Annotated in this window: 13 protein-coding genes and 6 tRNA genes; 4 read left to right on the top strand and 15 right to left on the bottom strand. The window is 52.0% G+C overall.

The genetic code is table 11. The features are described 5' to 3' along the window. Window position 1 precedes the first annotated feature (1 nt). The 11 genes from SK35_RS17665 to nagB form a co-directional block, all read right to left on the bottom strand. Window positions 2–76: transfer RNA gene (locus tag SK35_RS17665), tRNA-Gln, on the bottom strand. Window positions 77–119: 43 nt separating this feature from the next. Beyond that, window positions 120–196, bottom strand: a tRNA-Met gene (locus SK35_RS17660). Window positions 197–217: 21 nt separating this feature from the next. Further along, window positions 218–292: transfer RNA gene (locus SK35_RS17655), tRNA-Gln, on the bottom strand. A 37-nt stretch (window positions 293–329) separates the two neighbouring features. Beyond that, window positions 330–404 (bottom strand) — tRNA-Gln (locus SK35_RS17650). 23 nt (window positions 405–427) lie between these two features. After that, a tRNA-Leu gene (locus tag SK35_RS17645) sits at window positions 428–512 on the bottom strand. Between the two features lie 8 nt (window positions 513–520). After that, window positions 521–597: transfer RNA gene (locus SK35_RS17640), tRNA-Met, on the bottom strand. Between the two features lie 223 nt (window positions 598–820). Further along, window positions 821–2,485 carry an asparagine synthase B gene (gene asnB / locus SK35_RS17635; RefSeq protein ID WP_008784099.1) on the bottom strand — a complete coding sequence of 555 codons (1,665 nt, stop codon included), beginning with the start codon at window positions 2,483–2,485 and terminating at the stop codon, window positions 821–823. Window positions 2,486–2,736: 251 nt separating this feature from the next. Continuing rightward, window positions 2,737–3,489 carry a ribonucleotide monophosphatase NagD gene (gene nagD / locus SK35_RS17630; RefSeq protein ID WP_003022792.1) on the bottom strand — a complete coding sequence of 251 codons (753 nt, stop codon included), beginning with the start codon at window positions 3,487–3,489 and terminating at the stop codon, window positions 2,737–2,739. 57 nt (window positions 3,490–3,546) lie between these two features. Then, window positions 3,547–4,767, bottom strand: a complete 1,221-nt coding sequence (nagC, locus tag SK35_RS17625) for a DNA-binding transcriptional regulator NagC (protein ID WP_003022796.1) — start codon at window positions 4,765–4,767, stop codon at window positions 3,547–3,549. Window positions 4,768–4,775: 8 nt separating this feature from the next. Further along, window positions 4,776–5,924 (bottom strand): N-acetylglucosamine-6-phosphate deacetylase, encoded by a 1,149-nt coding sequence (nagA, locus tag SK35_RS17620; RefSeq protein WP_048214685.1) that lies wholly within the window; start codon window positions 5,922–5,924, stop codon window positions 4,776–4,778. A gap of 60 nt (window positions 5,925–5,984) precedes the next feature. Further along, window positions 5,985–6,785, bottom strand: a complete 801-nt coding sequence (gene nagB / locus SK35_RS17615; RefSeq protein ID WP_003022803.1) for a glucosamine-6-phosphate deaminase — start codon at window positions 6,783–6,785, stop codon at window positions 5,985–5,987. 342 nt (window positions 6,786–7,127) lie between these two features. On the opposite strand from nagB, the gene nagE reads away from it, so the two are divergent. From nagE to chiQ, 4 genes are all read left to right on the top strand, one after another. After that, complete coding sequence (gene nagE / locus SK35_RS17610; RefSeq protein ID WP_003831342.1) at window positions 7,128–9,077, top strand: PTS N-acetyl glucosamine transporter subunit IIABC; 1,950 nt, start codon at window positions 7,128–7,130, stop codon at window positions 9,075–9,077. A 187-nt stretch (window positions 9,078–9,264) separates the two neighbouring features. Beyond that, a complete protein-coding gene (glnS, locus tag SK35_RS17605) occupies window positions 9,265–10,932 on the top strand; it encodes a glutamine--tRNA ligase (RefSeq protein ID WP_048214684.1) in 1,668 nt (555 codons plus the stop codon). Between the two features lie 437 nt (window positions 10,933–11,369). Beyond that, window positions 11,370–12,776, top strand: coding sequence for a chitoporin ChiP (chiP, locus tag SK35_RS17600; protein WP_008784105.1), 1,407 nt, complete (start codon window positions 11,370–11,372; stop codon window positions 12,774–12,776). A 49-nt stretch (window positions 12,777–12,825) separates the two neighbouring features. After that, window positions 12,826–13,158 carry a ChiQ/YbfN family lipoprotein gene (gene chiQ / locus SK35_RS17595; RefSeq protein ID WP_008784106.1) on the top strand — a complete coding sequence of 111 codons (333 nt, stop codon included), beginning with the start codon at window positions 12,826–12,828 and terminating at the stop codon, window positions 13,156–13,158. A 50-nt stretch (window positions 13,159–13,208) separates the two neighbouring features. Here chiQ and SK35_RS17590 read toward each other — a convergent pair whose 3' ends face one another. The 4 genes from SK35_RS17590 to tcuR form a co-directional block, all read right to left on the bottom strand. Next, entirely contained in the window at window positions 13,209–14,504 is a 1,296-nt protein-coding gene (locus SK35_RS17590) for an MFS transporter (RefSeq protein WP_048214683.1), read from the bottom strand. Between the two features lie 53 nt (window positions 14,505–14,557). Then, window positions 14,558–15,697 (bottom strand): tricarballylate utilization 4Fe-4S protein TcuB, encoded by a 1,140-nt coding sequence (gene tcuB, locus SK35_RS17585; protein WP_048214682.1) that lies wholly within the window; start codon window positions 15,695–15,697, stop codon window positions 14,558–14,560. After that, on the bottom strand, window positions 15,684–17,087 hold the full coding sequence (gene tcuA / locus SK35_RS17580) for an FAD-dependent tricarballylate dehydrogenase TcuA (RefSeq protein WP_048214681.1): 1,404 nt from the start codon (window positions 17,085–17,087) through the stop codon (window positions 15,684–15,686). The genes tcuB and tcuA overlap by 14 nt, the downstream gene beginning before the upstream one ends. Before the next feature lie 97 nt (window positions 17,088–17,184). Continuing rightward, window positions 17,185–18,111 (bottom strand): tricarballylate utilization LysR family transcriptional regulator TcuR, encoded by a 927-nt coding sequence (gene tcuR / locus SK35_RS17575; protein ID WP_048214680.1) that lies wholly within the window; start codon window positions 18,109–18,111, stop codon window positions 17,185–17,187. Between the last annotated feature and the right edge of the window lie 96 nt (window positions 18,112–18,207).

The raw sequence follows: 18,207 nt of genomic DNA, 5'->3' as shown, positions 1-18,207 counted from the left end.
TTGGCTGGGGTACGAGGATTCGAACCTCGGAATGCTGGTATCAGAAACCAGAGCCTTACCGCTTGGCGATACCCCAACAATTTTTTGGATTTACCGAACGAGTCGATATGTCCTTAATATGGTGGCTACGACGGGATTCGAACCTGTGACCCCATCATTATGAGTGATGTGCTCTAACCAGCTGAGCTACGTAGCCAAATACTAACATTTTCTTCGATGGCTGGGGTACCTGGATTCGAACCAGGGAATGCCGGTATCAAAAACCGGTGCCTTACCGCTTGGCGATACCCCAATGACCGTTGCGGTGAACCGCTATATCGAAGAAAAAATGGCTGGGGTACCTGGATTCGAACCAGGGAATGCCGGTATCAAAAACCGGTGCCTTACCGCTTGGCGATACCCCATCCGTGCAACGCTTACGGGTGAATGGTGCGGGAGGCGAGACTTGAACTCGCACACCTTGCGGCGCCAGAACCTAAATCTGGTGCGTCTACCAATTTCGCCACTCCCGCAAAAAAGATGGTGGCTACGACGGGATTCGAACCTGTGACCCCATCATTATGAGTGATGTGCTCTAACCAGCTGAGCTACGTAGCCATCTTTTTTTCGCGTAACCTTATCGGCGTTGCGGGGCGCATTATGCGTATTGAGCCTTGAAGCGTCAACCCCTTTTTCATTGAAAATAGCTGGAATGTGACTGTTTGGTTAGGTTGCGAACAGCATGACGCAATATTCGGCAATTATTAGTTATTAATTGTTTTTTTGCACAGAAAACAAACATAAAAAAAGAGCCCCGCAGGGCTCTTATCTAAGGATTAACTTATTTATAAGCGGACTGATGTACGCCAACGGCACGGCCAGACGGATCGTTCATGGTTTTAAACGCCTCATCCCATTCGATCGCCTTAGCAGAAGAACAGGCAACCGACGGCCCGCCCGGCACACATTCGGCAGCGCTTGCTACCGGGAACAACTCTTCGAAAATCTCACGGTACAAATACGCTTCTTTTGACGATGGCGTGTTGTACGGGAAACGGAAGCTGGCAGTTTCCAGTTGTTGGTCAGAAACTTGTTCTGCAGCCACCTCTTTCAGAGTGTCAATCCAGCTGTAACCGACACCGTCAGAGAACTGCTCTTTCTGACGCCATGCGACGCTTGCCGGCAGGTAGGACTCAAAACATTCGCGCAGAACGTGTTTTTCCATTTTGCCGTTGCCGCACATTTTGTCCTGTGGGTTGATGCGCATCGCCACATCAAGGAATTTCTTATCCAGGAAGGGCACGCGGGCTTCTACACCCCAGGCCGACATGGCTTTGTTGGCACGGGCGCAGTCGAACATATGCAGCGCTTGCAGCTTGCGCACGGTTTCTTCGTGCAGTTCTTTTGCATCTGGCGCTTTGTGGAAATAGAGATAGCCGCCAAACACTTCGTCCGAACCTTCACCCGACAACACCATTTTAATGCCCATCGCTTTAATTTTACGCGACATTAAGTACATTGGCGTCGAGGCGCGAATCGTCGTGACATCGTAAGTTTCGATGTGGTAAATCACGTCGCGGATCGCATCCAGACCTTCCTGCACGGTGAAGTGGATCTCATGGTGCACGGTCCCCAGATGGTTCGCCACCTCTTGCGCAGCTTTCAGATCCGGAGCGCCTTCCAGGCCGACGGCGAAGGAGTGCAGCTGTGGCCACCAGGCTTCGCTACGTTCCTGATCTTCAACACGGCGTGCCGCGTATTTTTTAGTTATCGCGGAAATTACGGATGAATCCAGACCGCCGGACAGCAGCACTCCATAAGGAACATCTGACATCAGGTGGCTTTTCACCGCATCTTCCAGTGCCTGGCGCAGCTCGTTTTTATCGGTAACGTTGTCTTTGACTGCATCGTATTCAAACCAGTCGCGCTGGTAGTACTGACGAATTTCACCGTCTTTACTCCACAAATAGCTACCGGCCGGGAATTCTTTGATTGTGCGGCAGACGGGAACCAGCGCTTTCATTTCAGACGCAACGTAGAAGTTACCGTGCTCGTCGTAACCCATATACAGCGGGATGATCCCGATATGATCACGACCGATCAGGTAGGCGTCCTGCTCGCTGTCGTACAGGGCAAAAGCGAACATCCCTTGCAGGTCATCGAGGAACGCGGGTCCTTTTTCCTGATACAGGGCGAGGATAACTTCGCAGTCGGAACCGGTCTGGAACTGGTAGCGATCGCCGTATTCAGCACGCAGTGTCTGGTGGTTATAAATTTCACCGTTAACCGCCAGGATATGTGTCTTCTTCACGTTGTACAGCGGCTGAGCACCGGCATTGACGTCGACGATGGACAGACGTTCGTGCGCCAGAATGGCGTTATCACAGGCGTAAATACCTGACCAGTCCGGGCCGCGGTGGCGCATCAGACGAGACAGTTCCAGGGCTTTTTTACGCAGTTCAACTGCGTCAGTTTTAATATCGAATACGCCAAAAATAGAACACATAACCTTCTCCGTTAACCTGTTGCGTGATGCTTTTTATGTTTGCTTGATAAAGAAAATGCCGCAAAGCTGGAGAGGGCGCAAGCGAATTACGGGTCAGAAAATAAAAAACGCAATGGTCATTGCTGATTGATGAAAAAAGATTATGTAATGAACGCTATTATTGATGAATCAACAGTGAAGTGGTGATTTTATTGAATGGATGTATTTTTCAGGCCGGATAACTTGCAGATGTTGTTATCCGGCTAAAGAGATTAAATGACGTCTATTTCAGCAACGGACGGGTAAATCCAGCTTGGTCTGAACGGCATGTTGTCAATATCATCAAGCTTGGATACGCCAGACAGTACCAGGATAGTTTCCAGACCCGCCTGAAAACCTGCCAGAATATCGGTACGCAGGTTGTCACCAACGATAACGGTTTCTTCCGAGTGCGCCTGCATTTTGTTGAGAGCCGCGCGAATAATCCACGGGCTGGGTTTGCCGACATAAAACGGTTTACGACCTGAGATCTTCTCAATACCGGCACAGAGTGCTCCACAGGCGGGATAAAAGCCGCGACCGTGGGTATCCGGGTTAGTGGCGATAAAACGCGCGCCGTTGGCGACAAAATAGGCTGCTTTATGCATCATGTCCCAGTTATAGGAACGTGTCTCGCCAACAATCACAAAATCGGGGTTCACGTCGGTAATGGTAAATCCAGCTTTATACAGTTCGTGAATTAACGCGCCTTCACCCACCACGTAGGCCTTTTTCCCTTCCTGGCGACGAAGAAAATCAGCGGTAGCCATCGCGGAAGTATAAAAGACGCTATCAGGGACATTCACACCCGCGGTGGCGAAGCGGTTTGCCAGATCTTGCCCGGTTTGCGAAGGGTAGTTAGTCAGCAGGACTAACGGCAAACCTTTTTCCAGAATCCCAGTCAAAAATTCTGCCGCACCCGGTACAGCAACATTGTCGTGCATCAGCACGCCGTCGATATCACAAATTACATTCTTAATGGCCATGGACTACCCAGGGAATTCGTTATGAGTCTGATAGTAATCGACTACTATATGAGAGCATTAGCTTTCCAGCAAACGTTGTAGCAATGTCCCGTTGAGCATTGCGCGCTTCACCAGCGCAAAGGCGCCAATGGCGGAGCGGTGATCCAGCGTGGACCGAACCACCGGTAAATTATGGCGAAACGCTTTCAACGCCTGCGTGTTGATACAGCTTTCTATCGCAGGCAGCAGCACCTTATCAGCCTCGGTAATTTCGCCCGCAATGACGATTTTTTGCGGGTTAAACAGGTTGATGGCAATGGCGATAGTTTTACCCAGGTGGCGACCAACGTGCTCAATAACTTCTGCTGCCAGATTATCGCCTTTATTCGCGGCCTTACAGATGGCTTTGATGCTGCAATCATCCAGCGTGAGTCGACTTGGATAACCCTGCTTCAGTAAGTTCTGCACGCGATGTTCAATAGAAGCATTGGCGGCAATGGTTTCCAGGCAGCCGAAATTACCGCAGTGACAGCGCTCACCCAGCGGCTCTACCTGAATATGACCAATCTCGCCGACGTTGCCATTGCGACCGATGAAAATTCTGCCATTGGAGATGATACCCGCGCCGGTTCCGCGGTGCACTCGCACCAAAATGGAGTCTTCGCAATCCTGGCTTGCCCCGAAATAGTGCTCAGCCAGCGCCAGGCTGCGAATATCATGACCAACAAAGCAGGTGACTTTGAAGCGTTTTTCGAGCGCTTCGACCAGTCCCCAGTTTTCGACCTGAATGTGTGGCATATAGCGGATGACGCCGCTTTCAGGATCGACAAGGCCTGGCAGGATGACAGAAATTGCGATCAGCTCACGGATTTTCCGCTGGCAGCTCTCAATAAAGATGGCAATGGTGTTGAGCAGCGCATATTCCAGCGTTTCCTGGGTGCGCTCCGGGAGGGGGTAATGCTCTTCGGCGACAACTTTACTGCTCATATCATAGAGCGTGAGCGTTGTGTCGTGGCGACCCAGTCGTACGCCAATGGCGTGGAAATTGCGAGTTTCTGTGACGATAGAGATAGCGCGGCGGCCCCCGGTGGAGGCCTGCTGATCGACTTCTTTGATCAGCCCGCGTTCGATCAACTGACGCGTAATTTTGGTTACGCTGGCGGGGGCAAGCTGGCTTTGCTCGGCAATTTGAATTCGCGAGATTGGCCCATGCTGGTCAATCAGGCGATAAACCGCCGCGCTGTTAAGCTGTTTTACGAGATCAACATTACCTATTTGAGCTTGTCCGCCTGGTGTCATTCTTTCTCTTACTCAGTAACGACCTCGTTGCCATTAACGATGGTCTTGATAATTTTAAAGTCGTGCGTGAACGCAGTCAGGTTGGCTACTTTGCCTGGCGCGATGCTGCCGAGTTGTTTGTCGACGCCGATGGCGCGAGCAGGGTAGAGCGTTGCCATGCGTAAGACTTCGTCGAGGGCGATATTTGCATGCTCGACCAGATTGCGTACGCCTTCAATCATGGTTAATGATGAACCGCTCAACGTGCCGTTCTCATCAACACACAGTCCATTGCGGTAGTATATTGTTTTACCAGCGAAAATGAACTGTTCAATGTTTGCACCTGCTGGCGCTGTCGCGTCAGTGACCAGGCACAGCTTGTCGCCTTTCAGGCGCTTAGCATTACGAATGTTAACGTAGTCAACGTGCAGGCCATCGGCGATGATACCGCAGTAGATATCGGCTTCATCCAAAATAGCGCCCGCCAGACCGGGTTCGCGGCCGGTAATGTACGGCATCGCGTTGAACAGATGCGTTGCAAAGGTAATACCTGCACGGAATCCGATTTTTGCTTCTTTTACCGTTGCATTGGAGTGACCCGCAGAAACCACGATACCCGCATTCACCAGTTTGGTGATGACCTCTACCGGGACCATTTCTGGTGCCAGTGTGACTTTGGTGATCACATCCGCATTATCGCACAGGAAATCAACCAACGCAGCGTCCGGCTGACGGACAAATCCCGGATTATGTGTACCTTTTTTCACCAGGTTCAGCCACGGGCCTTCAAGATGAAGTCCTAATGCCTGATTGGGGTGTTTCGCCAGGTATTCACGCATCACGCGAACACCTTGTTTCATCAGGTCATCGCTGGTGGTGATAAGCGTTGGCAGATAGTTGGTGCAGCCAGATTTTTCATTGGCTTTCTGCATGATTTCCAGCGTTTCAACGGTTACGGCTTCTGCCGTATCGTTAAACTGCACACCGCCGCAGCCGTTCAGCTGTACATCAATAAAACCGGGGGAAACAATGGCCCCATTCAGTGAGCGCTGTTCAATCCCTGACGGTAATTCAGCCAGTGGGCAAACGCTGTCGATCAGGCCATTGGCGACAATAATCGCATGGTCATCAAGAATTTCGTGACCGGTAAAGATCCGGCCCTGGGTTAAAGCATACATTCCGACCCCCGATTTCAAAAAATGCCGCCCTGCAACTTATCGACAGGGCGGAGACATCAATTACAGACCTTTAATATTTTCCGCTTCTAACTCGTTGAAGTATTTCAGCGTCTTCACTTTCAGTTCCATGGTGGAAGGCTCATCGCAGACCACAACGGCTTTTGGATGCAACTGCAGGCAGCTGATGGTCCACATGTGGTTAACGTTGCCTTCAACGGCAGCTTGCAGCGCCTGTGCTTTCTGGTGGCCCAGAACCAGGATCATCACTTCTTCAGCATCCAGCAGGGTGCCCACGCCAACGGTCAGCGCATATTTAGGCACCTGGCTTACGTCGCCGTCAAAGAAGCGTGAGTTAGCAACACGTGTGTCGTGAGTCAGCGTTTTGATGCGGGTACGGGAAGCCAAAGAGGAAGCTGGTTCGTTGAACGCGATGTGACCATCGTTGCCTACACCGCCCATAAACAGGTGGATTTTACCGTAAGAACGGATTTTTTCTTCATACTGACGGCATTCTGCATCAATATCCGGCGCGTTACCATTGAGGAGGTTGATGTTTTCTGCTGGAATATCAACGTGATCAAAGAAATTGCGGTGCATAAAGCTGTGGTAGCTTTCCGGATGCTCTTTCGGTAGGCCAACATATTCGTCCATGTTGAACGTAACAACATGCTTGAAGCTCACCTGGCCCGCTTTGTGCATTTCAACCAATGCTTTATAAGCTGTCAGTGGAGTACCGCCAGTCGGCAGGCCCAGAACGAACGGACGATCTGCCGTTGGTTTGAACGCGTTAATACGGTTAACGATATGGCGAGCAGCCCATTTGCCGACTTGTTCAGCGGTATTCAGGGGGATCAGTCTCATTCTTCACCTCAAAAGTAAAAGTAAGCAGTTGGCGGATTGAGTCTCTGTGCAGTAATAAGCGTAACCTGGTTTTGCATCGGTAAGGATCAATCCGTTTCGATTTTTTGAATGATAAAATAAGTTTTCGTAGTTAGCCAGTGAAAGGGAGGGTTAATAACGATATTTGGTGACTGGAATCACAAAAAACACGCGTTTAATTTGCGATACGAATTAATTTTTCACACACTCTGAATGTAGATGAATGGTTAATATCGTTGTTCCAGAATCTTGCTGTCAGGAATGGTCGCACAATAAAAATATGGCTTCAAAGAAGCCTAATCGGGGTCTCGTAGGGGGAATAAAATGAATATTTTAGGTTTTTTCCAGCGGCTGGGTAGGGCGTTACAGCTCCCCATCGCTGTGCTGCCAGTCGCGGCACTGCTGCTGCGATTCGGCCAACCAGATTTACTTAACGTACCCTTCATCGCGCAAGCGGGTGGGGCCATCTTTGATAACCTCGCGTTAATTTTTGCGATCGGTGTTGCTTCCAGCTGGTCAAAAGACAGCGCAGGTGCAGCAGCGCTGGCAGGTGCGGTCGGTTATTTCATATTGACCAAAGCAATGGTTACCATTAACCCTGCAATCAATATGGGCGTGCTGGCTGGTATCATCACCGGTCTGGTCGGCGGTGCCGTGTATAACCGCTGGTCTGGTATCAAACTGCCTGACTTCCTGAGCTTCTTTGGCGGCAAACGCTTTGTGCCGATCGCCACTGGCTTCTTCTGTCTGGTGCTGGCTGCTATCTTCGGTTACGTATGGCCGCCGGTACAGAACGCCATCCATGCGGGTGGTGAGTGGATCGTGGGCGCTGGCGCGCTGGGTTCCGGTATCTTTGGTTTCATCAACCGTCTGCTGATCCCAACCGGTCTGCATCAGGTGCTGAACACCATCGCCTGGTTCCAGATTGGCGAATTTACTAACGCTGCAGGTACCGTATTCCACGGTGACATCAACCGCTTCTACGCGGGTGACGGCACTGCGGGTATGTTCATGTCTGGCTTCTTCCCAATCATGATGTTTGGTCTGCCGGGTGCGGCGCTGGCAATGTACTTCGCGGCTCCGAAAGCACGTCGTCCGATGGTGGGCGGTATGCTGCTGTCCGTTGCGATTACCGCGTTCCTGACCGGTGTTACCGAGCCGCTGGAATTCCTGTTCATGTTCCTGGCTCCACTGCTGTATCTCCTGCACGCACTGTTAACGGGTATCAGCCTGTTCGTTGCAACACTGCTGGGGATCCACGCAGGCTTCTCCTTCTCCGCAGGAGCTATCGACTACGTGTTGATGTACAACCTGCCGGCAGCAAGCCAGAACGTCTGGATGCTGGTAGTGATGGGGCTGGTGTTCTTCGTTATCTACTTTGTGCTGTTCAGCGCGGTTATTCGTATGTTTAACCTGAAAACGCCGGGCCGCGAAGATAAAGAAGACGATATCGTTACTGAAGAAGCCAACAGCAACACTGAAGAAGGTTTGGCTCAACTTGCAACCAACTACATTGCAGCGGTTGGTGGTACTGATAACCTGAAAGCGATTGATGCCTGTATCACTCGTCTGCGTCTGACCGTTGCCGACTCCGGTCGCGTTAACGATGCGATGTGTAAGCGTTTAGGCGCATCTGGGGTAGTTAAGCTGAACAAGCAAACTATCCAGGTCATCGTGGGGGCGAAAGCCGAATCCATCGGCGACGAAATGAAGAAAGTTGTCGCGCGTGGCCCGGTGGCAGCAGCATCTGGTGAAAGTGCGCCAGCAGCAGCGGCCCCAGTAGCAAAACCGCAGGCTGTAGCGAATGCAGTCACCGTTGAAGCGCTGGTTTCTCCGATTACTGGTGACGTAGTTGCGCTGGAACAGGTTCCTGATGAAGCCTTCGCCAGCAAAGCAGTAGGCGACGGCGTTGCAGTGAAACCAACGGATAAAATCGTGGTTGCTCCGGCTGCGGGCACCATCGTGAAAATCTTCAACACTAACCATGCGTTCTGCCTGGAAACTGTTAAAGGCGCGGAAATCGTGGTCCATATGGGCATCGACACCGTAGCGCTGGAAGGCAAAGGCTTTAAGCGTCTGGTCGAAGAAGGTGCGGAAGTTACTGCAGGCCAACCGATTCTGGAAATGGATCTGGAGTTCCTGAACGCTAACGCACGTTCCATGATAAGCCCGGTTGTGTGCAGCAACAGCGATGATTTCGGCGCTCTGGTTATTAAAGCCGAAGGTCATGTGGTTGCCGGTCAAACACCACTGTATGAGATTAAAGGTAAATAACTGCTCCTGAGTAAAGTGAGTTAAGTGCCTTAAGCGGCGGGGGATATTCCTCCGCCGCTTTTTTTTGCAGCAAATGCCCTCATATATCCTGTTGAAACACCTTTTTTGTGCAACTAATAGTTGTCTCCTGACGTCGCTTATAAGATCATACTCCGTTATACGTTGTTTACGCTTTGAGGAATCCACGATGAGTGAGGCTGAAGCCCGCCCGAGTAACTTTATTCGTCAGATCATCGATGAAGATCTGGCCAGTGGTAAGCACACCACTATCCATACCCGTTTTCCGCCGGAGCCAAATGGCTATCTGCACATTGGCCACGCGAAATCCATTTGTCTGAACTTTGGCATTGCGCAAGATTACCAGGGCCAGTGCAACCTGCGTTTTGATGATACGAACCCGGTTAAAGAAGATATCGAGTACGTTGAGTCGATTAAAAACGACGTTGAATGGTTAGGTTTCCACTGGACTGGCAACATTCGCTACTCTTCGGATTACTTCGATCAGCTTCACGCCTATGCGGTAGAGCTTATTAATAAAGGCCTGGCGTACGTTGACGAACTGTCAGCGGACGAAATCCGTGAATACCGCGGCACGCTGACTCAGCCTGGCAAAAATAGCCCGTACCGCGATCGTAGCGTCGAAGAGAACCTGGCGCTGTTCGAAAAAATGCGTGCCGGTGGTTTTGAAGAAGGTAAAGCCTGCCTGCGTGCGAAAATCGATATGGCGTCGCCGTTTATCGTGATGCGCGATCCGGTGCTGTACCGTATTAAGTTCGCCGAACACCACCAGACCGGCAACAAGTGGTGCATCTACCCGATGTACGACTTTACCCACTGCATCAGCGATGCGCTGGAAGGCATTACGCATTCCCTGTGTACGCTGGAGTTCCAGGATAACCGTCGTCTGTACGACTGGGTGCTGGACAACATCACCATTCCGGTTCATCCGCGTCAGTACGAATTCTCGCGCCTGAATCTGGAATATACCGTGATGTCCAAGCGCAAGCTGAACCTGCTGGTGACCGACAAGCACGTTGAAGGCTGGGACGATCCGCGTATGCCGACGATTTCTGGCCTGCGTCGTCGCGGTTACACCGCTGCCGCGATCCGTGAGTTCTGCAAACGCATTGGCGTGACCAAACAAGACAACACCATTGAGATCGCTTCTCTGGAATCCTGTATCCGCGAAGATCTGAACGAAAACGCCCCGCGCGCGATGGCGGTTATCGATCCGGTTAAACTGGTTATCGAAAACTATCCGCAGGGCGAAAGCGAATTGGTCACCATGCCTAACCATCCGAACAAACCGGAAATGGGCAGCCGCGAAGTGCCATTTAGCGGTGAAATTTGGATCGATCGCGCAGACTTCCGTGAAGAAGCGAACAAGCAGTACAAGCGTCTGGTGATGGGCAAAGAAGTACGTCTGCGTAATGCTTATGTGATCAAAGCCGAACGTGTTGAGAAAGATGCGGAAGGGAATATCACCACCATTTTCTGCACCTACGATGCCGACACCCTGAGCAAAGACCCGGCCGATGGTCGTAAAGTCAAAGGCGTTATTCACTGGGTGAGCGCATCCCATGCGCTGCCGATTGAAATCCGCTTGTACGATCGTCTGTTTAGCGTGCCAAATCCAGGCGCGGCGGAAGACTTCCTGTCCGTTATTAACCCGGAATCGCTGGTCATTAAGCAGGGTTACGGTGAGCCGTCGCTGAAGGCAGCGGTTGCAGGTAAAGCGTTCCAGTTTGAGCGTGAAGGTTACTTCTGCCTGGACAGTCGTTATGCAACGGCTGACAAGCTGGTGTTTAACCGTACCGTTGGTCTACGTGACACGTGGGCTAAAGCGGGCGAATAAGCCGCAACACATCCTCTCTAAACGCCGCTTCATGCGGCGTTTTTTTTCGCAAAAAAACCGTGTTCCAGGCTCCGTTTGCGGAGCGAATTAATTACATGTCCGTAATAATGGACTGGGCGAATGTTTTTACGTTTAAATAACTTACCTCAATATGAAATGGGCTGAAACCGATTTCATCTCCATGGAAAACAAGCGATTTTTTCATTTTTTCAACGCTTTTTTATCTTCCCATAAAAAATGTAACAGAAAGCAATCAAATATGTGCGGTTGCTCATACTATTACATACTCGTTACAGAAAGAGATTGATAATTCGCGTCGCGAAAAATAGTCTATTCATTGTAGTCACTGAGGTTTTCTTAGCGCTACTTTTTTATTTTTTGTTTTTTCGCTGTCCGCTTTTGTCGGCAGCATTTTATACGTCAAAGAGGATTAACATATGCGTACGTTTAGTGGCAAACGTAGTACGCTGGCGCTGGCTATCGCCGGTATCACAGCAATGTCGGGTTTTGTTGTCGCTCCGCAGGTACACGCCGAAGGATTTATTGATGACTCAACCTTAACCGGTGGCATCTATTACTGGCAGCGTGAGCGTGACCGTAAAGATGTGACCGATCATGACAAATACAAAACCAACCTTTCTCACTCCACCTGGAACGCTAACCTCGACTTCCAGTCCGGTTATGCGGCCGATATGTTTGGTATTGATATCGCAGCATTTACCGCTATTGAAATGAACGAAAGTAGCGAAAGCGGCCATCCAAACGAAATCGCATTCTCTTCCAAAAATAAAGGCTATGACGAGGATTACTCCGGCGATAAGAGCGGGATTAGCCTTTATAAAGCAGCAGCTAAATTTAAATACGGCCCAACCTGGGCGCGCGCCGGTTACATTCAACCAACCGGGCAGACTCTGCTGGCACCGCATTGGAGCTTTATGCCAGGTACCTATCAGGGAGCTGAAGCCGGTGCCAACTTCGATTACGGTGATGCTGGCGCACTGAGCTTCTCCTATATGTGGGCTAACGAATATAAAGCACCGTGGCACACCGAAGTCGATAAATTCTATCAGGCTGATAAAAAGACCAGCGTTGATTACCTGCACTCAATTGGCGCGAAATATGACTTCAAGAATAACCTGTTGCTGGAAGCGGCATTTGGTCAGTCTGAAGGTTACGTCGATCAGTACTTCGCAAAAGCCAGCTACAAATTCGATTTAGGCGGTAACCCATTTACCACCAGCTACCAGTTCTACGGTGCACGCGACAAGGTTGATGATCGTACCGTGAACGATATTTATGATGGCACTGCCTGGTTGCAGGCGTTGACCTTTGGCTACAAAGTGGCAGAAGTCGTTGACCTTCGTCTGGAAGGGACCTGGGTTAAAGCGGACGGCCAGCAGGGTTACTTCCTGCAGCGTATGACCCCAACCTACGCCTCTTCAAACGGTCGTCTGGATGTCTGGTGGGATAACCGTTCTGACTTCAACGCCAACGGTGAAAAGGCAGTCTTCTTCGGCGCAATGTATGACCTGAAGAACTGGAATCTGCCGGGCTGGGCGGTAGGTGCATCCTACGTTTACGCATGGGATGCTAAGCCATCAACCTGGCAGCTCAACCCGGATGCGTACTACGACAAAAACCGGACTATCGAAGAATCTTCTTACAGCCTGGATGCGGTCTACACCCTGCAGGAAGGTCGTGCGAAGGGCACCATGTTTAAGCTGCACTTCACTCAGTACGACAACCATTCAGACATTCCGAGCTGGGGCGGTGGCTACGGCAACATGTTCCAGGATGAGCGCGACGTGAAGTTCATCGTTATTGCTCCGTTCACCATCTTCTAATGCCAACAGCGGCAGGCCGGGTGCCTGCCGCCTCGTTGAGGAAAGTGCTATGAAAAAACTGATACTCATCGCCGTTATGGCATCAGGGCTGGTGGCATGTGCGCAATCTCCTGCGCCGAAAGAGGACAGCCGTCTGAAAGAAGCCTACAGCGCGTGTATTAATACCGCGCAGGGATCGCCGGAGAAAATTGAAGCCTGCCAAAGCGTGTTGAATGTGCTGAAGAAAGAAAAACAGCACCAACAGTTTGCCAATGAAGAAAGCGTACGCGTGCTGGATTATCAGCAGTGTATCCAGGCCACGCGCACGGGTAACGGTCAGTCCGTCAATGCTGATTGTGACAAGGTCTGGCAGGAAATACGCAGTAAGAATACTGCGCAGTAAATCGAAAAATGAAAATACAACGGGCGGAGAATTCTCCGCCCGTTTGCATGTCAGAGTTTCTGTTCGGCCGGTTGATAATGACGACTCAGGCGGACAAACAACATTGCCGTGGCGGCGAGTCCGCAAAGTGCCGCGCACATCAGCCACCATCCCGGCGAGCTTTTATCTCCGGTTAGCTGGACCAGCGCCGTGGATATGACGGGTGTCAGACCGCCAAAAATCGCCGTAGCCAGACTGAAGGCCAGTGAAAAACCCACCGTACGGACATAGACAGGCATCACCTCGGTGAGTGCCGCGACCATTGCCCCATTGTACATGCCAAAAAAGAACGAGAACCAAAGCAGAACCAACGTCATGCGCATAAAATCTGGCGCGGCGGTGAGCCAGTGCATGACCGGCCAGGTGGTGAGCAGTGCGAGTACGGTAATCCCCATCAACACCGGGCGGCGACCAATTCGGTCAGAAATCGCTCCGCCAATCGGCAGCCAGATAAAGTTAGAAATACCGACCAGCATGGTGACGACCAGGCTATCGCGCGCGCTCAGGTGGAGTACAGCCCTGCCATAGGTCGGGGTATAGACGGTAATAAAGTAAAACGTCGTTGTGGTCATCGCCACCAGCAGTGTACCCGCTGAGATCAGACGCCAGTTTTTGATGATAGTGGTGAAAATTTCCCTGGTGTCGGGACGGTGTGTACGTTGTAAAAATGCGTCCGTTTCCTGAAGCGAGCGGCGCAGGACGAAGATCAACGGAATAATCATACAACCAATAAAGAACGGAATGCGCCAGCCCCATTCAGAGATTTCATCGTGCCCCAGCGTGGCATTCAGGCCGTAGCCAATCAGCGCTGCCACCACAATGGCAACCTGTTGGCTGGCAGACTGCCAGCTGGTGTAGAAACCTTTATTGCCAGGCGTGGCGATTTCAGAAAGATAAACCGAAACGCCGCCCAACTCTACGCCCGCAGAGAAGCCCTGCAATAATCGACCGACTAATACCAGCACAGGAGCCAGCAGGCCAATACTTTGATAACCGGGAACCAGAGCAATCAACAGGGTCCCGCAGCCCATGATCGCCAGCGTCACCATCAGTCCTTTGCGGCGACCAATTCTGTCGATATAAGCACCCAGCACGATTGCGCCAACGGGCCGCATTAAAAAACCTGAACCGAAAACCGCAAAGGTCAACATGAGCCCGGCAAACTCACTCTCAGCGGGGAAGAACGTCTTTGCAATATAGGTGGCGTAAAACCCGAACAGAAAAAAGTCGAACTGTTCGAGAAAATTACCGCTGGTTACCCGCAGTATTGCGCCGAAAGTTCCGGCGCGCGATGGTTGTTGTGTCATTGGGTTTGCTCCACTGTCTTATCATAATATTTATAGAGGTAAGAGTTTGCGGGTTAGTCGCCTGTGACCCCCGCCTGTTTGCCGCGCCGTTTCTCAATCGCCCACTTGAGTAAGGCTGCGCAGCGGTAAAATCCGTGGGCAAATTTTCCGTAAGGAATGGTCAGAAAAAGCGCCATGACCACACCGAGATGAATGGCCAGTAAAATAGCCATCCATGAAGTGTCCCTTCCCGCCAGCAGCGCCAGACCGGTCAGACTGGTCAGCAGCAGCAGCAAAATAAAACCGCGATCCATCGGTTTTTGCCGTGCGTCGCCATGTAGCGGTGAGCGCTTAAGATTAAGCCATAGCAAGCCAGCCGGGCCGACAACCAGGCCAATGCCACCCAACGTGCCCAGCATCACCGGAACGCTGAAGAACGGATAGGGAGCTTCTATGCCTGCAAAGTAGTGATAGCCCGTTGCGACCACGGTGGCGGCAAAGCAGAGCATAAAACCGTAGAAGGTAAAGTGGTGGAAACGGCGACGCATCAGGGTGAAAGCATCATCCGCTTCGTTACAACCTTTGCCATGGCCTCCATCGAGATACTTCAGCGTCAGCGCATTGTGCGAGGCTTCAGCAATCTCGGCGGAACGCGGCATGCCCGGAGAAATCTCGCGCCAGAAGCGGATCACTCCTGCCATCAGCAAACCGATCGCCAGAAAAAAGACCGAACCAAACATCCAGGCCAGCAGGTTATGCGGGAAAATTTGATAGAAATCCCAGGCCAGCGGAGGATGGAATAGTGAACCTTTCAAACCTATAGCGAGGAGTAAAAACAGGATCAGACCGAAAACCAGCGCCAGCGTCACGGTGACGCCTGCGCGACGATAAAGCGCGCCAAAGGCGGCGGGTTGCGCGTAGTGCTGATAGGTTTCGAGCCGGACTTCCGCCATCGCTTTCGGTACGTTGATGGCAAATTCATGAGGCGGGGCATACTGACACGCGTGCAGGCAAGCGCCGCAGTTATGGCACAAGTTTGCCAGATAATTGATATCCGCTTTACCGAATTCCAGACGCTGAGTCATGGCCGGGAACACGGCGCAAAAGCCTTCGCAATAGCGGCAGGCGTTACACACCTGCATCACGCGTTCAACTTCCGCTTCCGGTTCGGTGATAATTTGCGCTTCGATGATCAGTTTCTCAAGCTGCTTCATGACGTGTCTCCTTACGTGCGGCCAGCGCAGCTTCTTTTCCGGCAATGCGGCCAAAGGTCGTGCCGATCGACATGCCCACACCTGCGGTGTATCCCTTGCCCAGCACGTTGCCCGCCATCATCTCTCCGGCGACGAACAGGTTACGGCTTGGAAGCCCTGCAAAATGCACAGCGGCGCGTTCGTTCACTTTTAACCCAAGATAAGTGAAGGTGATTCCTGGCCGAAGGGCGTAGCCGTAGTAAGGAGGTTGATCCAGCGGTCGCGCCCAATGCGTTTTCGCGGGTAGCAAATCTTTAGTGGCGCAGTTATCCAGAACGGTATGGTCGAACTGACCTGGCTGGCAGGCGTTGTTGTACTCTGTCACGGTGTGGGTAAAGCGTTCGGCATCCAGTCCTAACTGAAAGGCCAGTTCAGCCAGCGTATTGGCCTGCGTGCCAGGAAAGACCGGAGGCATGAAGTGTCCGATAGCTTTACTGTCGATGATGGAGTAGCCAATCTGTCCTGGCTGTTGAGCGACCAGACGTCCCCAGATGGCGTAGCGTTTGGGCCAGAAATCTTCACCTTCATCATAAAAACGCTCAGCGTCCCGGTTCACCACAATACCGAGCGAAACGCAGTCCACGCGGGTGCAAATCCCGCCGTCATATAATGGCGCTCTGGCATCAATTGCCACACAGTGTGACTGGGAGGGAGCGCCGATAATGTCTGCGCCAGCATCCATCATAAATTTGAGCAGTACGCCCTGATTAAAACGCGTGCCGCGAATCAGGAAGTTATCCGCTGGCCACTCGCCGCGCTCGTTCTCTCCCCAGGCTTCTCGCAGCCACTCCCGGTTAGATTCGAATCCGCCAGCGGCAAGCACGCAGGATTTCGCTGTGATACGCTCGTTGCCTGACAGCGCCGCCACGAACTCGCCGTTGTGCAGTTCAAGCGCCTGAACGGGAGTGTCATAGCGGATTTGCACGCCCAGCTTTTCTGCGCTGCGGTAATAGGCATTCACCAGGGCTTTTCCGCCCCCCATAAAAAAGGCGTTGGTACGCGCCACGTGCAAAGCGCCAGAGAGAGGAGGCTGAAAGTTAACGCCGTGCTGGCGCATCCAGTCGCGGCATTGGGAAGAGGTACGGATCACCAGACGCGCCAGGGCTTCGTTGGTATTTCCTTCCGTGACGCGGCGCAGATCCTGCCAGAACTCCTCTTCCGGATAGCTTTCCACCAGCACATCCTGCGGCGCATCATGCATACAGCGCAGATTACGCGTGTGTTGGGAATTTCCCCCTCGCCATTCCCGGGGAGCCGCTTCGAGCAGAAGTACCGAAGCTCCTTGCTCCCGGGCGGACAAGGCAGCGCATAACGCGGCATTGCCACCACCAATCACCAGAACATCAACCATCGTATACTCCATTACCATTTAATCATTTGTTAAATTTGTAATTGAAATGTATACGCACAGCTTGTGCGGGCGCTATGACGTGGTGCTAAACGGTACTTTAGTTATTGTAAAGGATGGCGCCAGGCCAGCTTCCTGATTCCACCAGTTGATGCATCACTTTCGTCAGCACCACGCGGGCCGCGAGGCCTGCCGGGGTGAGTTCATCGTCTGAGAGACTCACCAGAAAGTTGGGGCGGCTAAGTATTGGATTGTGAACGCCGATCACTCTTAGCGTCTCTTTATCTAGATGGGAAATTGCCGCGCCGGGCTGGAGAGTGGCACCAATGCCACTGCGCACGGCGCGCATGAGTAGCGCCAGACCATCAATTTCCGTGGCGATCTCAATGTTCAGCGCGTGTTCCTGACAAATCGCTTCCAGCCGGCCGCGCAGACCGTGGCCCGGGCTTGGCATTATCAATGGGATACTTGCCAGCTGGGCTGGAGCAATATTGTCATCGGCAATATCAGCCAGTAAGGCATGAGTCCCAATCAAAAACAGCCGCTCTTCGAGAATCGGTATGGCGCTCCAGCGCAGGATCTTTTCTTTCTGAAACACGACAGCCAGATCAATCTGGCGGGTATTAATCATCCGCTCCAGATTGCCAGAGAGGCTTTCCACCACATGCAGACGGACATCACTGTAGCTTTCCCGCATGGCGTTGATAAACGGCATTCCGAGAACGGAAGCGGTACTGGGAGCCATGCCGACGCTGACGTGCCCGGAAAGCCGGGACTCGCGTGCGGCGAGGATCGCGTCGTCTGCGTGACGAAGCGCCAGCTGCGCCTGGGAGTAAAAAGCCAGCCCGGCGCTGGTGGGCGTCACGCCTCGCGAGGTGCGCTGCAGCAGGCGAATAGCGAGTTCGTTTTCCAGACGCGACATTTGCTGGCTGAGTGCCGAAACCCCGATATTGAGATCGAGCGCCGCGCTACCCAAGCTGCCGGTTTCTACAATGCGCACAAAATAGCGTAGCTGGCGAAGTTCCATTTCGACTCTCCGGAAGGGGCAATTGATTTTTACATTAAAGTAACACAGGAGCGGAGGGAAGGGGAAAAGGGCAGGTAATGCCCATAAAAAAAGCCA

It is taken from the genome of Citrobacter sp. MGH105, assembly GCF_001037485.2.
GTDB lineage: Bacteria > Pseudomonadota > Gammaproteobacteria > Enterobacterales > Enterobacteriaceae > Citrobacter > Citrobacter portucalensis.
This window is presented reverse-complemented; position numbering and strand designations above follow the sequence as displayed.